At 48.5% G+C, this 13,468-nt stretch carries 14 protein-coding genes; all 14 read right to left on the bottom strand.

The window, feature by feature from the left end; all coding sequences use genetic code 11:
- Nucleotides 1–8: 8 nt before the first annotated feature.
- Nucleotides 9–1,412: a F0F1 ATP synthase subunit beta gene (gene atpD / locus FJQ58_RS21730; RefSeq protein WP_139996907.1), complete on the bottom strand. Its 1,404-nt coding sequence runs from the start codon at nt 1,410–1,412 to the stop codon at nt 9–11.
- A 78-nt stretch (nt 1,413–1,490) separates the two neighbouring features.
- Nucleotides 1,491–2,351, bottom strand: coding sequence for an ATP synthase F1 subunit gamma (gene atpG, locus FJQ58_RS21725; protein ID WP_139996906.1), 861 nt, complete (start codon nt 2,349–2,351; stop codon nt 1,491–1,493).
- A gap of 159 nt (nt 2,352–2,510) precedes the next feature.
- Entirely contained in the window at nt 2,511–4,025 is a 1,515-nt protein-coding gene (gene atpA, locus FJQ58_RS21720; protein WP_139996905.1) for a F0F1 ATP synthase subunit alpha, read from the bottom strand.
- A 25-nt stretch (nt 4,026–4,050) separates the two neighbouring features.
- Nucleotides 4,051–4,590 (bottom strand): F0F1 ATP synthase subunit delta, encoded by a 540-nt coding sequence (locus FJQ58_RS21715; protein ID WP_139996904.1) that lies wholly within the window; start codon nt 4,588–4,590, stop codon nt 4,051–4,053.
- Nucleotides 4,587–5,069: a F0F1 ATP synthase subunit B gene (gene atpF / locus FJQ58_RS21710; RefSeq protein ID WP_139996903.1), complete on the bottom strand. Its 483-nt coding sequence runs from the start codon at nt 5,067–5,069 to the stop codon at nt 4,587–4,589. The genes FJQ58_RS21715 and atpF overlap by 4 nt, the downstream gene beginning before the upstream one ends.
- Before the next feature lie 84 nt (nt 5,070–5,153).
- Nucleotides 5,154–5,369: a F0F1 ATP synthase subunit C gene (atpE, locus tag FJQ58_RS21705; protein WP_053373757.1), complete on the bottom strand. Its 216-nt coding sequence runs from the start codon at nt 5,367–5,369 to the stop codon at nt 5,154–5,156.
- Nucleotides 5,370–5,452: 83 nt separating this feature from the next.
- On the bottom strand, nt 5,453–6,211 hold the full coding sequence (gene atpB, locus FJQ58_RS21700; RefSeq protein ID WP_139996902.1) for a F0F1 ATP synthase subunit A: 759 nt from the start codon (nt 6,209–6,211) through the stop codon (nt 5,453–5,455).
- A gap of 22 nt (nt 6,212–6,233) precedes the next feature.
- Nucleotides 6,234–6,602, bottom strand: coding sequence for an ATP synthase subunit I (locus FJQ58_RS21695; RefSeq protein WP_162341671.1), 369 nt, complete (start codon nt 6,600–6,602; stop codon nt 6,234–6,236).
- The gene (locus FJQ58_RS21690; protein ID WP_139996900.1) at nt 6,595–6,828 is read right to left on the bottom strand and encodes an AtpZ/AtpI family protein; all 234 of its coding nucleotides are present in this window, start codon (nt 6,826–6,828) and stop codon (nt 6,595–6,597) included. The genes FJQ58_RS21695 and FJQ58_RS21690 overlap by 8 nt, the downstream gene beginning before the upstream one ends.
- A gap of 190 nt (nt 6,829–7,018) precedes the next feature.
- The gene (gene wecB / locus FJQ58_RS21685) at nt 7,019–8,167 is read right to left on the bottom strand and encodes a non-hydrolyzing UDP-N-acetylglucosamine 2-epimerase (RefSeq protein ID WP_139996899.1); all 1,149 of its coding nucleotides are present in this window, start codon (nt 8,165–8,167) and stop codon (nt 7,019–7,021) included.
- Nucleotides 8,168–8,204: 37 nt separating this feature from the next.
- The gene (gene upp, locus FJQ58_RS21680) at nt 8,205–8,834 is read right to left on the bottom strand and encodes a uracil phosphoribosyltransferase (RefSeq protein ID WP_139996898.1); all 630 of its coding nucleotides are present in this window, start codon (nt 8,832–8,834) and stop codon (nt 8,205–8,207) included.
- 261 nt (nt 8,835–9,095) lie between these two features.
- Entirely contained in the window at nt 9,096–10,199 is a 1,104-nt protein-coding gene (locus FJQ58_RS21675) for a glycine-rich domain-containing protein (RefSeq protein ID WP_162341669.1), read from the bottom strand.
- 1,305 nt (nt 10,200–11,504) lie between these two features.
- Nucleotides 11,505–12,467, bottom strand: a complete 963-nt coding sequence (locus tag FJQ58_RS21670; protein ID WP_139996896.1) for an ABC transporter ATP-binding protein — start codon at nt 12,465–12,467, stop codon at nt 11,505–11,507.
- A complete protein-coding gene (locus FJQ58_RS21665) occupies nt 12,464–13,462 on the bottom strand; it encodes an ABC transporter ATP-binding protein (RefSeq protein ID WP_139997020.1) in 999 nt (332 codons plus the stop codon). The genes FJQ58_RS21670 and FJQ58_RS21665 overlap by 4 nt, the downstream gene beginning before the upstream one ends.
- Between the last annotated feature and the right edge of the window lie 6 nt (nt 13,463–13,468).

Raw genomic sequence — 13,468 nt, 5'->3', positions numbered from 1 at the left:
CTTCGCTATTACAGCGTTTTGGCTTTCTCCACGGCTTCTTCAATCACACCAACATATCGGAAAGCTTCTTCCGGAAGGTCGTCATGTTTGCCCTCGAGAATTTCTTTAAAGCTGCGAACGGATTCTTTAACAGGTACGTATTTACCTTTAATACCTGTGAACGGCTCAGCAACGTGGAACGGTTGAGATAGGAAAAGTTGAATTTTACGTGCGCGAGACACGGTCAATTTATCTTCTTCACTAAGCTCATCCATACCTAGGATTGCGATAATATCTTGAAGCTCTTTGTAGCGTTGAAGAATTTTCTTAACGCCTTGAGCTACGTTGTAATGCTCTTCGCCGAGTACAGCCGGGCTTAGGATACGGGAAGACGATGCGAGTGGATCTACCGCTGGGAAGATACCCATCTCGGAGATTTTACGCTCCAAGTTCGTTGTCGCATCCAAGTGGGCAAATGTCGTTGCAGGAGCCGGATCCGTATAGTCATCGGCAGGTACATAGATCGCTTGGATCGATGTAACCGAACCTTTTTTCGTAGACGTGATACGCTCTTGCAGCTGACCCATTTCAGTTGCCAGCGTTGGCTGGTAACCTACCGCGGAAGGCATACGGCCTAGAAGAGCCGAAACCTCGGAGCCTGCTTGCGTGAAACGGAAGATGTTATCGACGAACAATAGAACGTCTTTGCCTTCTTCGTCACGGAAATATTCAGCCATAGTCAAACCAGTCAAAGCAACACGTTGACGTGCGCCTGGCGGCTCGTTCATTTGTCCAAATACCATCGCTGTTTTGCTTAGTACACCGGAATCTTTCATCTCGTGGTAAAGGTCATTACCTTCACGAGTACGCTCACCTACACCTGCGAATACGGAAATACCGCCGTGCTCTTGTGCGATGTTGTTGATAAGCTCTTGGATCGTAACCGTTTTACCTACGCCTGCGCCGCCGAAGAGGCCGATTTTACCGCCTTTTGCGTATGGTGCGAGAAGGTCGATTACTTTAATGCCTGTTTCAAGAATTTCAGCTTGTGTCGACAATTGGTCGAAAGCTGGAGCTTCGCGGTGAATCGGAAGATTAATCTTCGATGTCACATCGCCTGCTTCATCGATCGGTTGGCCCAGTACGTTAAATACACGGCCGAGTGTTGGCGCGCCAACAGGAATCGTAATTGCTGCGCCAGTATCTACTGCGATCATCCCGCGTACAAGACCGTCTGTCGTACTCATAGCTACGGCACGTACCTTATTGTCACCGAGGTGAACGGCTACTTCAAGCGTCAGGTTAATATCAATGCCGCCTGCTTCGCCCTTTTGCTCGATTTTGACAGCGTTCAAAATTTCCGGCAAATTGCCGCGTTCGAACTCTAAGTCTACGACCGGACCCATGACGGATACAACATGTCCTTTTTTCATGGTTTTCCCTCCTGGTTCCTTCTTGTTACTGCACGCCGGTCAGCTTATCGCAAGCGCCTGGCCTATGCAGTGCATATATTAAGATTGAGCATTTGCCCCTGCAACGATCTCGGAAATTTCCTGCGTAATCGCCGCTTGACGCGCTCTGTTGTAAGTGAGCGTCAATTGGTTGATAATCTTCGTTGCATTTTTCGTTGCGCTTCCCATGGCAGTCATACGTGCACCGAACTCACTCGCTTTGCCGTCGAGAACTGCGCTGTAAATGAGCGTTTCCGCATACTTAGGCAGCAGCACTTCAAGTACGCCTTCCGGTGATGGCTCGTATTCATACGATGTTACAGCCGTGTTTCCGCCTACTTCTTCAAGAGGCAGCAAACGCACAGCTGTCGGAATTTGAGTAATCGCGTTTACGAATTCGTTATAGTAAATATAAAGCTCATCATACGCGCCTTCGGAGAAATTTTTGACCGCAGCATTTGCGACCGCTTTAATGTCAGCGAATGTAGGAGCGTCCGGCAAGCCGGTAACTTCCTCAACGATTGGCATATTGCGGCGGCGGAAATAATCGCGGCCCTTCCGTCCAATGACGAATAGTACGTACTCATCGCTTGATTTATGCTTTTCACGAATCGTTAGCGTTACTTTACGAAGAATATTCGCATTGTAGCCGCCTGCAAGACCACGATCGGATGTAATCACGAGATATCCCGTTTTCTTCACCGGACGCGTCTCCAGCATAGGATGCTTCACATCCCTAGTACCTGCTGCGATGCTTGCAACAACTTCCTTCAGCTTCTCAGCATACGGACGTGATGCTTGCGCAGCCTCCTGAGCTTTTCTCAGACGGGAAGCGGCAACCATCTCCATTGCTTTCGTGATCTGCTTCGTATTTTGTTTACTCTTGATTTCGCGTTTAATATCGCGCATACCTTTTGCCATTTGGTTTCACCCGCCTTTGTTGCTTTGGACCTGCTCCAAAGCCTGGTGTTGGTGGAGTAGGCAGCCGAAGCCCGGAATTCATAAACGGGCTTAGACCTCTATTTCACGACGAAACAACAGCCTCGCTGCCAGAGCAGCAACGCTGCTATTCGTGCTTGATTATGCCGTTACAGCAAAGCTCTTTTTGAATTTATTAATGGCATCCACGAGAGCTTTCTCGTTGTCGGAAGTGATGTCCTTCGTATCACGGATCGATTGGCCAATTTCAGGGCTGTTCGAATCGAGGTACGCATGGAACTCTTTCTCAAAACGAAGGATATCGCCAACTGGAATTTCATCCAGGTGACCTTTAACCGCAGAGTAGATTGAAATAACTTGCTTCTCAACCGGCATAGGCTGGTTAACATCCTGTTTCAAGATTTCCATCGTGCGAGCACCGCGGTTAAGGCGGGCAAGCGTTGATTTATCAAGATCAGATCCAAATTGCGAGAACGCTTGAAGCTCACGGTAAGCCGCAAGATCCAGACGGAGCGTACCTGCTACTTTTTTCATCGCTTTAATTTGAGCGGAACCACCAACACGGGATACGGAAATACCAACGTTAACCGCTGGACGTTGACCCGAGTAGAATAGATCAGCTTCAAGGAAGATTTGACCATCCGTAATCGAGATAACATTCGTAGGAATGTAAGCCGATACGTCGGATGCTTGCGTCTCAATGAACGGCAATGCCGTCATAGAGCCGCCGCCACGTGCATCGCTAAGCTTAGCTGCACGCTCTAGCAAACGGGAGTGAAGATAGAATACGTCACCTGGGTATGCTTCACGACCCGGTGGACGACGAAGCAAGAGTGAAAGCTCACGATAAGCAGCTGCTTGTTTCGACAAGTCATCATAGATAACGAGCACGTGCTCGCCTTTATACATAAAGTACTCGCCCATTGTGCAACCCGCGTAAGGAGCAAGGAACAGCAATGGTGCCGGCTCAGATGCGCCGGCGGTTACTACGATTGTGTAATCAAGGGCACCATGACGACGAAGTGTTTCTACAACGTTCGCAACAGTTGATTGTTTTTGGCCAACGGCAACGTAAATACATTTAACGCCATTGCCTTTTTGGTTGATAATTGCATCGATTGCGATTGCGGTTTTACCCGTTTGACGGTCACCGATGATAAGCTCACGTTGTCCGCGGCCTACAGGTACCATCGCATCGATTGCTTTAATTCCTGTTTGCATAGGCTCATGAACCGATTTACGGTCGATAACGCCTGGTGCTTGGGATTCAATCGCACGGAATTGAGTAGTGTTGATTGGTCCTTTGCCGTCAAGCGGCTGACCAAGTGGATTTACTACGCGGCCAAGAAGCTCTTCGCCAACAGGGACTTCCATGATACGGCCTGTGCGTTTTACTTGATCGCCTTCACGGATATCCGTGTATGGTCCAAGGATAACGACACCGACGTTGCTTTCTTCCAGGTTCAAAGCCATACCGACAACACCGTTGGAGAATTCGAGCAATTCGCCCTGCATCGCATTTTCCAAACCGTGTACGCGGGCGATACCGTCACCGACATTGATTACGGTGCCGACGTCTACGACTTGAATTTCGGATTTATATTGTTCGATCTGTTGTTTAATCAGCGTGCTGATTTCATCAGGTCTGATACTCAATTCGTTCACCCCTATCTACAGTGCATTAGATTTTAAACGATTTTTGTAAACGTTCCAGCTTGCCGGACAAGCTACCGTCATAAAGGCGGTCGCCGATGCGTACTTGTACGCCTCCGAGCAGGCTTGGCTCAACGACTTGCTGTGCAATGATCGTTTTGCCGGTCAATTGTCCGAACTGCGCCGCTACCCCGGCAAGCTCGTCATCAGACAAAGCTTGGGCGGCATAAACCGTCGCATGCGCTTGACCAAGCGCATCTCCCGCTACCTTCGTGTATGCTGCGTATACTTCAGCAATGGCACCTTGGCGTCTGCGAGTGATCAGAATTTGAATCGTATTAAACACAAGCGCAGATACGCGATCGCCGAATGCCGCTTTCAACACAGCAACCTTGCTTTCCGGATCAATGCTTGGCAGTGATAGAAACTTTTGAATGTCAGCGTCCTGCTCAAGAGCTTGCACGATCAGCTTAAGCTGTCCCTCTACCTCTGAAACAACCTGCTGCTTCTCAGCAATTTCGAACAGTGCTTTAGCGTAGCGCTTCGCTACGACTGCATCGCGGCTCATTTATTTCCAACTTCTTTCAAATATTGACCAACCAATTGCTCTTGCGATTTCTCATCCACTTGCTTCTCAATAATTTTCGACGCGATTTTCACGGAAATGCCGCCAACTTCTGTACGAAGCGCTGCAATCGCTTTGTTTTTCTCGCTTTCGATATCTTTGAGAGCATCGTCTTTCAGACGGGATGCTTCCGATTTCGCCGTTTGAACGATCTCTTCCGCTTGCTTCGAGCTTGTCGTTCTCGATTGCTCAATAATCTCATATGCTTCCTTGCGTGCTTGCTGAAGTGCAACCTTTTGCTCTTCCATTTGCTGCTCGGCCGCTTTCCGGCTGCTCTCAGCTGTATTCATCTGTTCTAGCACAAGCTGTCTGCGCTTCTCCATTACTTCGAACAATGGACCAAACGCATACTTGCTTAGCAGCCAGTACAACACACCAAACGCGACCATCGCGATTACTGTCGTTTCCCAATGCCAGCTCATAGATGCCGCTCCTTTCTCACCACAATATTGTCTTAATCATAACGAAGGCGAAGAGGGCTAGGCCTTCCCCGCCAGTTTCAGTTATTAAGCTTGGAAGAAAGCCAAGAAGCCGATAACTACGCCGATGATAGGCACAACTTCGACGATACCTACACCGATGAACATTGTCGTTTGCAATTTACCTTGAAGTTCAGGCTGACGAGCGATACCTTCTACTGTTTTACTAACGATCATACCGTTACCTACGCCTGCGCCAACTGCACCCAAACCTACTGCCAAAGCTGCTGCTAATAATTCCATTTTTAAAATCCTCCTCGAAAATTGTTGTTTTTTGTATAGCACACCGCGGCATTTCTTAAATAAACCGAGGCATAAAGCGAAAATTAATGCTCTTCATCGTGGATGGCCGCTTGCGAAATATATACCATCGTCAGAATGGTGAACAAGAAAGCCTGGATACCGCCTACGAAAAGACTGAATGCTTGCCATGCGGCAAGGAACGGCGTTCCGTACCAGCCAAGCATCAGGATGGTTGCAATAAGCACCTCACCCGCAAAGATGTTGGCGAACAACCGAAGCGCAAGTGTAACCGGCTTCGAAATTGTTTCAATGATATTAACCGGGAAGAAAACCGGAAACGGATGGAAATAATGCTTCAAGTAGTGCTTGCGATTCAGCTTCAGACCAAGGAAATGGACGATTACGAATACGATAAGCGCTAGACCAGCAGTTACTGAAATGTCAGCCGTTGGTGATTTCCACCATGCAAGCTCGACATGTCCACCCTTTTCATCCAACAGCTCCTGTGTGATACCGAGATTCTCATGCGCATGATGAGTTTCGGTCACGATACCGAAAGGCAAGCCTAACAGGTTGGAGATGAAGATGAACATAATGAGTGTCATCCCTAAGGAAACGAAGGGTTTGACTCGGTTCGCAGGCATTGTGCTTGAAATAAAGTTCTGAACGAAATCAACAACCCATTCCAAAAAGTTCTGCATCTTCGAAGGGTTGTCCACCGAAAGGTTGCGAACAGCCAGCTTAGCGATCAGAAACGTCACAATAACAGAAACCACAATGGCTACCAAGGACGAGATATCAATCTGAAACGGCCCCAGTGGCATCACCGGAAATTCATGCATCTAAAATTTTCACCCCTTTCCGCTAAGATTGTCGTTTATTGTGGATATACGCTGCTACCAAAAGAACAAACGGCATGACCATACAGCCAGCTAAAGCAGCCGGCATGCTGAGATCCTCCGGAAAACGATAGGCGATCATGGCAACCAGCAGCACTGTCGCGATGCGGTTTCCTAGACCAAGACCTCTCTTGCGCGGTCCAACCCCTGCTGCTCCTAGGGTGACCATTTCTACTCTGCGCCTCAGTAAAAACGCATTCATGGAACTTGCTGCCAAGCCCACAAGAAGACCGAGAGACACCGTACGCCATTCCGGTAGGAAAGCCCATACAATAAGGCATACCACCATTGCATAAACAAGCGTACGTAACGCTGTCTTCATTATTTTATCCATCGGCTTCCTCCATAACCTTCTTAACAAGCAGAATGGCTGAGAGTAGTCCGACAGCCAGACCGACCAGTATGCCACCGAGCGACCATCCCTTTGCATCGCCGAAGCGGCTGCCGAGAGAAGAGCCGATCCAATAGCCTAAAAAGATACATACAGCGACTTGCACTCCGAGTGCGCCTACTAGACCGGCCGCAAACAGCGGATTGTCCCTTCTGTCCTTTTTATTCATGGTTCATACCCCTGTCAATCCTCATTTATTTTATCCAAGCGGCAACACGTTTGTCAATTGAATTAAGTGCAAACTTTTGATGAAAAGATTACCCAAAACCCTTGATACATAAGGTGTTGCGACTTCCAAAAACCGTACAGTACTACTGTATGCTGTACATTCGCCTATCAGGCTATCGCTTCAGGTCAATCTATGAACGTTGTGTGAACGAATCCGGACGCTGCTTCAGCCTGCCAAAATGATGCAAAATCGCGTCTACAATCCGTTCCGATGCGTTGCCATCGCCGTACGGATTAGCCGCTTGGCTCATCCGGCTGTACAGCTGGGAATCCGTCAAAAGTGCGCGCGCACGACTGTACACAAGCTCCTCATCCGTACCTACCAGCTCAAGCGTGCCCGCTTCGATTCCCTCCGGGCGCTCCGTCGTATCGCGCAGCACCAATGTCGGCACGCCGAAAGAAGGCGCTTCCTCCTGCAAGCCGCCGGAGTCCGTCATAATCATATAAGCGTGCGGATAGAAGTTATGGAATTCAAATACATCGAGCGGATCAATCAAACGGATACGAGGATGATCGCCCAAAATTTCATTCGCAGGCTCTCGAACGGCTGGATTAGGATGCACGGCATAAACGATAACTACATCCTCATGCTCATCCGCGATGCGCTTCACAGCCCGGAAGATGTTGCGATGCGGCTCGCCGAGCGCTTCCCTGCGGTGCGCCGTCATCAGAATCATCCGTTTGCCCTTTGCCCAATCGATCACCGGGTGCGAGAACGACTCATCTACCGTGTACTGAAATACGTCGGTAGCGGTATTGCCAGTCACATAAATGGCAGCATCCGACTTGTTCTCCTTGCGCAAATTGTTAGCCGACCATTCCGTCGGTGCAAAGTGCACATCAGAGAGCACGCCGGCAAGCTGCCGATTCATTTCTTCCGGGTAAGGAGAAAGCTTGTTCCATGTGCGAAGTCCAGCTTCAACGTGACCTACCTGAATTTGCTTCAGAAACGCAGCGTAGCTTGCCAGGAACGTCGTCTGCGTATCGCCATGAACAAGCACGATATCCGGTTTGGCTTGCGCCAGCACGGGATCAAGGCCTTCCAGCACGCGCACGGTCGTTTCAGTAAGGGTCTGACGGTCCTTCATGACATTCAAATCGTAGTTCGGATGAATTTCGAAAAAATCGAGAACCTGGTCCAGCATCTGGCGATGCTGCGCGGTTACGCACACGATTGATTCAATCTCGTCCTCGCGCTTCTGCAGCTCGAGCACAAGCGGCGCCATCTTGACTGCCTCCGGACGCGTTCCGAATATGGTCATTACCTTCAGTTTAGACAAAAGCTACCACTCCTAATATAATATCATGGGCTTAGCGTTAATTTGTTCCGAACATACGGTCTCCGGCATCGCCTAGACCCGGCACAATGTAGCCCTTCTCGTTCAGACGCTCATCCAGAGCAGCAATATAAATATCAACATCAGGATGCGCTTCCTGTACCGCCTTCACGCCTTCTGGAGCAGCAATCAGACACATTAGCTTAATTTGATCGCAATGATGGTTCTTCAAAGAGTTGATTGCTGCTATCGCGGAACCTCCCGTAGCGAGCATAGGATCAATAACAATGAGAAGACGGTTTGGAGCATCCGTCGGCAGATTGATATAATACTCCTTCGGTTGAAGCGTTTCATGATCGCGGGCCAGGCCGATATGACCAACCTTTGCCGATGGAATCAGCTTCAAAATGCCGTCAACCATGCCTAGGCCGGCACGCAAAATAGGCACAAGCCCGAGCATTCTTCCGGAGACGACTTTCGCATCCGTCTCAGCGACAGGCGTTTGCACCTTGATCGTATCAAGCGGTATTTCTCTCGTTAGTTCGTAAGACATTAAAGTAGCGACTTCATCAACCAATTCCCGAAAATCTTTTGTATTCGTTTCTTTATTCCGAATAAAAGTCAGCTTATGCTGAATTAACGGATGGTCGCAAATGATTAATTTGCTCATGGAGCGGTATTCCTCCCGTTTGTTGTTGTAGGCTTTGACACAATCCCGTATATTATAGCATTGTAAACTAGCCGTTGCATCTTGAGTTTTGCAAACTGCTCCAAATACAAACAGCTGCCACCTACATTTGGCGGAAAAAGTTCTTATTCCAAGAAATTTAAAGATAACTCTAAGAAAAGACGAATCCTCTCCCTACATGTAAAAATAGGCTGACGCTCCTCTTTAAGGAAAGCATCAGCCTATTTAAATTGAAATTTCCGATTAACTGCTGCAGCCGCCTCCTCCACAGGAAGAGCCGCAGGATGATCCTCCGCTATCGCCGCCTCCGCTGCCACAAGAGGAGTCGCCACCCCCACCGCCATGGTCCCCATGACCTCCGTCATTGTCTCTGCCGTCGTCAGACGAGCCGCTGCAGGCATAGGTTGAATCACCGCTGCCATTGGCTTTGCGCTGCTCCTCGTTTTGCGCTTGGTCCATCTGCTGGGCAAAATCGTTTGGACTGGACACAGAATGGAAAATAAGCATTCCAGACAATAAGCCCACTGCACCAAAAGCAGGATCATAGCCGTTCCTTCGCTGAACATAGCCCTCTTGATCTCTGCCTTTAGCTTCATCGAGCTGAGACTTTAAGCGATAAATCAAATGGTCAACCGTAGCGCTCAAATCCGCGTAACGAGTGAGAGCCTTACTGTTAAACCATTGAATCCGCAGCGTTTCGTCACTGAATTCCGCCAGCTCGGAAAGCTTTTGCGGAGACATGCTTGTACGGTAAAAAGCTCCCCAAATTCGGCCGCTTACCGGCGCTTGCTGGAACAGCTCACCATACAGCCAATCAAATAAAGCCCGCTCACCCTCTACAGGCTTCGCATCTGGCGCATGAGGCGCATGGTGGATCATTTCACCACAAAAGGCTGTGCAAAATTGCTCATATTCCCTTGTAAACATAAGCATTTCATGCCATACGGCATCCACCTGCCTGCTATACATCGGTACGCTACGCATGAGGCTGCACATCAGAAAATACCGCTTCAGCTCAAACCAAGTCCAGTCCCACTCTTTATTTGACATGCGAGGAGATTCCTTTAGAACCCGGTCCTTGACACGGCTCTCAAAGGACAAGCTAAGCGACGCTTCCAGGCGCTCTGCCGCTGTTCTCGCAGGATGGCCGTATGGCACGCCAAGCGCAGATGGCAGCTCTGCATCCGGCCAAGGCGCAAACCGGTTCGTCCGGCCATAAGAAACCCTGCCCCTCCCGCCTGAATACCGGTTCCCGCTAACTTCTCTCGATCTTATGAGCGCAATCAAAATAACAAAAATAAAAATAATGACTAAAACAAATATAACTATTGCAAGTTGAGTCATCATGCCCTCCTATGCATTTTCGTCTTACCCATATTTTAGCACAGCTCCTTTGATTAGGTTAAGGCTTCGAATACATGTTGGCATTAAACAAATGCAAATTTTTGTTACCCACAAATGCGATTGAAGTTATCCACATTTCCCACAATTTATCAACAGACTTATCCACAATTAACGCTTTGTTAATAAATTCGCGACTTCAAAATGGGTATAAAATAGAAATTCCTTATTACTACGAGGATGAATTGTTAATAACTTTTTATCTATTCTGATTATTCTGAGCACCCACATTCGTATTTCAATTGATTAAAACAGTTTATATAAGGATAAGATTCAAGTGAACAACAAGTAACTAGGAGGTCATCGACCCCCTGAAGACTTTACAGTTATCTGCATCACCATTCCAATTCTAATAACTTTCCTACCTAATGTAATAACCTAAATTCGTTTGTTGAAACCACTTGAGTATTGTAATGGAGAAAAAAGCACATGCGTGCTTACAGCCACTGACTAACCTGAATTTGTGCGCTGTAAGAACCTATATGTGCTTACAGGCAGTGGTTGGCGTAGATTGGTGCTGGACTGGTAGCTGTAAGCACATATGCGTTTTTACAGACACTAACTAACAAGAATTTGCGCGCTGTAAGAACCTATATGTGCTCTTACAGACAATAATTAACCAGAATTTGTGTGCTGTAAGAACCTATATGTGCTTATAGTGCGCGGCTGGTGTGGATTGGTGCTGGGCTGGTAGCTGTAAGCACGCATACGTTCTTGCATACACTAACTAACCTGAATTTGCGCGCTGTAAGAACCTATATGTGCTTACAGGCAGTGGTTTGCGTGGATTTGTGCTGGGCTGGTTGCTGTAAGCACGTATGCGTTCTTACAGACACTAACTAACAAGAATTTGAGCGCTGTAAGAACCTATATGTGCTTACAGGCAGTGGTTTACGTAGATTGGTGCTGGACTGGTAGCTGTAAGCATGTATGTGCTCTTACAGACAATAATTAACCAGAATTTGTGTGCTGTAAGAACCTATATGTGCTTATAGTGCACGGCTGGTGTGGATTGGTGCTGGGCTGGTAGCTGTAAGCACGCATACGTTCTTACATACACTAACTAACCTGAATTTGCGCGCTGTAAGAACCTATATGTGCTTAACCCTCCACCAAAGCCTCCAACGAAAGCTGCCTGCTCGGCAGCTGCATTCGCACAAAAAACAGCAATAAAGCAAAGCAAGGACATGTCCTGCTCCACTCTATTGCTGTTTATAAACGCTCCTAACGCGCTCTAACTAAGCATCCTGCTTATACAGATGCATAGTGACAAGCCGCGAAATGGCCTTTTCTTACTTCAAGCAGAGCCGGCTCGTCGACCTTGCATTTGTTGGTCGCGATCGGACAACGCGTGTGGAACTGGCAGCCGCTCGGCGGATTGATCGGACTAGGCAGATCGCCAGTCAATACGATGCGCTCACGATTTTCCTCTACCTCAGGGTCCGGAATCGGAATAGCCGACAGCAGCGCTCTCGTGTAAGGATGAGCTGGCATGTCGTAAAGCTCGCTGCTTTCGGCAAGCTCTACGATTTTGCCAAGATACATAACTGCCACGCGATCGCTAATATGTTTAACCATGGAAAGGTCATGCGCGATAAACAAGTAAGTTAATCCCAGCTTACGCTGCAAATCCTGCATCAAGTTCACGACTTGAGCTTGAATGGATACATCAAGCGCCGAGATCGGCTCATCCGCGATGATAAAGCGCGGGTCTACCGCAAGCGCGCGCGCGATCCCAATACGCTGACGCTGTCCGCCCGAGAACTCATGCGGATAACGCGTGGCATGATCCGGATTAAGGCCTACCACATCCAGCAATCCTTCCACCCGGTGCTTCCGCTCTTTTTTGCTCGCAACGAGCTTGTGAATATCAAGCGCCTCGCCGATGATGTCCATAACCGTCATACGCGGATTTAAGGACGCATACGGGTCCTGAAAAATCATTTGCATGTCACGGCGCATGGCCTTGAGCTTGGAGCCCTCAAGCTTATAAATATCCTGCCCATCGAAAGTGACGCCGCCACTAGTTGGCTCATACAGACGCATAATGGTTCGACCAGCCGTCGATTTACCGCAGCCGGATTCGCCAACAACACCGACTGTTTCCCCTTTTTGTATGGAGAAGGTAATGTCGTTGACCGCGCGGAGAGTTTGTCCGCCGCCCAAGTTAAAAAACTTGCGCAGATTGTTAATTTCAATTAACGGCGCACTCATACCGACACCTCCCGATTTGCATAAGGATGTGCGAGCCAGCATGCCGAGGCATGCGATTCATTGCCGTCTACGGGGAGAAGCTCAGGATCATTGTCCACACAAACCCTCATCGCATCATCACAACGGGCACAGAAGCTGCAGCCTGCAGGAGGCTTAATCAAATCCGGCGGCATGCCATAGATCGGCACAAGCGGCTCGTCTTTTCTCTGGTCCAGACGGGGCAGCGAGCGCAGCAGCCCTCTCGTATAAGGATGCTTCGGATTTTTGAAAATTTCCCACTTGGTTCCTGTTTCCACGACTTTGCCTGCATACATAACAATGACACGGTCACACATATCCGCTACAACGCCTAAATCATGAGTAATAAGAATGATAGAAGTGCCAAGCTTTTGCTGCAAATCCTTCATCACCCGCATAATTTGCGCTTGAATTGTAACATCGAGCGCAGTCGTCGGCTCATCTGCGATGAGCAAAGACGGATTGCAGGCAAGCGCGATAGCGATCATCGCCCGTTGACGCATCCCGCCAGAGAACTGATGCGGATACTGGTTCACCCTTGAAGAGGCATTCGGGATACCAACCAGATTAAGCATCTCAATGGCGCGCTCTGTCGCTTTGGCTCCATTAATTCCTTGATGCTTGATCAAACCCTCCGTAATTTGCCGTCCTATGGTCAGGGTAGGATTAAGCGAGGTCATTGGATCTTGGAAGATCATGCCCATCTCTTTGCCGCGGATATCCTCCATCTGTTTGCCGGACAGCTTTAAAATTTCTTTGTCCTTGAACATAATCGATCCGCTGGTTTCTGCTGGAGGAGATGGAATCAAGCGCATAAGCGACTGGGCCGTTACGCTCTTGCCGCAGCCCGATTCCCCTACAATAGCAACTGCCTCCCCTTTATTAACGTGAAAATTCACGCCGCGAACCGCTTTAACCACGCCGCCGCGAACTTTGAAATTAACACGAAGGTCCTTTACTTCAAGTAACTTTTCCATCATGAA

The organism is Paenibacillus paridis, assembly GCF_006345825.1.
GTDB classification, from domain to species: domain Bacteria; phylum Bacillota; class Bacilli; order Paenibacillales; family Paenibacillaceae; genus Pristimantibacillus; species Pristimantibacillus paridis.
Note: the sequence above shows the minus strand (reverse complement) of the source record. Positions and strands in the feature narration are given on the sequence as shown.

What these genes read in the sequence shown, in the direction of transcription:
- atpD (WP_139996907.1), bottom strand. Translation starts at nt 1,412, where the DNA reads ATGAAAAAAGGACATGTTGTATCCGTCATGGGTCCGGTCGTAGACTTA.
- atpG (WP_139996906.1), bottom strand. Translation starts at nt 2,351, where the DNA reads ATGGCAAAAGGTATGCGCGATATTAAACGCGAAATCAAGAGTAAACAA.
- FJQ58_RS21715 (WP_139996904.1), bottom strand. Translation starts at nt 4,590, where the DNA reads ATGAGCCGCGATGCAGTCGTAGCGAAGCGCTACGCTAAAGCACTGTTC.
- atpF (WP_139996903.1), bottom strand. Translation starts at nt 5,069, where the DNA reads ATGAGCTGGCATTGGGAAACGACAGTAATCGCGATGGTCGCGTTTGGT.
- atpE (WP_053373757.1), bottom strand. Translation starts at nt 5,369, where the DNA reads ATGGAATTATTAGCAGCAGCTTTGGCAGTAGGTTTGGGTGCAGTTGGC.
- atpB (WP_139996902.1), bottom strand. Translation starts at nt 6,211, where the DNA reads ATGCATGAATTTCCGGTGATGCCACTGGGGCCGTTTCAGATTGATATC.
- FJQ58_RS21695 (WP_162341671.1), bottom strand. Translation starts at nt 6,602, where the DNA reads ATGGATAAAATAATGAAGACAGCGTTACGTACGCTTGTTTATGCAATG.
- FJQ58_RS21690 (WP_139996900.1), bottom strand. Translation starts at nt 6,828, where the DNA reads ATGAATAAAAAGGACAGAAGGGACAATCCGCTGTTTGCGGCCGGTCTA.
- upp (WP_139996898.1), bottom strand. Translation starts at nt 8,834, where the DNA reads ATGAGCAAATTAATCATTTGCGACCATCCGTTAATTCAGCATAAGCTG.
- FJQ58_RS21675 (WP_162341669.1), bottom strand. Translation starts at nt 10,199, where the DNA reads ATGATGACTCAACTTGCAATAGTTATATTTGTTTTAGTCATTATTTTT.
- FJQ58_RS21670 (WP_139996896.1), bottom strand. Translation starts at nt 12,467, where the DNA reads ATGAGTGCGCCGTTAATTGAAATTAACAATCTGCGCAAGTTTTTTAAC.
- FJQ58_RS21665 (WP_139997020.1), bottom strand. Translation starts at nt 13,462, where the DNA reads ATGGAAAAGTTACTTGAAGTAAAGGACCTTCGTGTTAATTTCAAAGTT.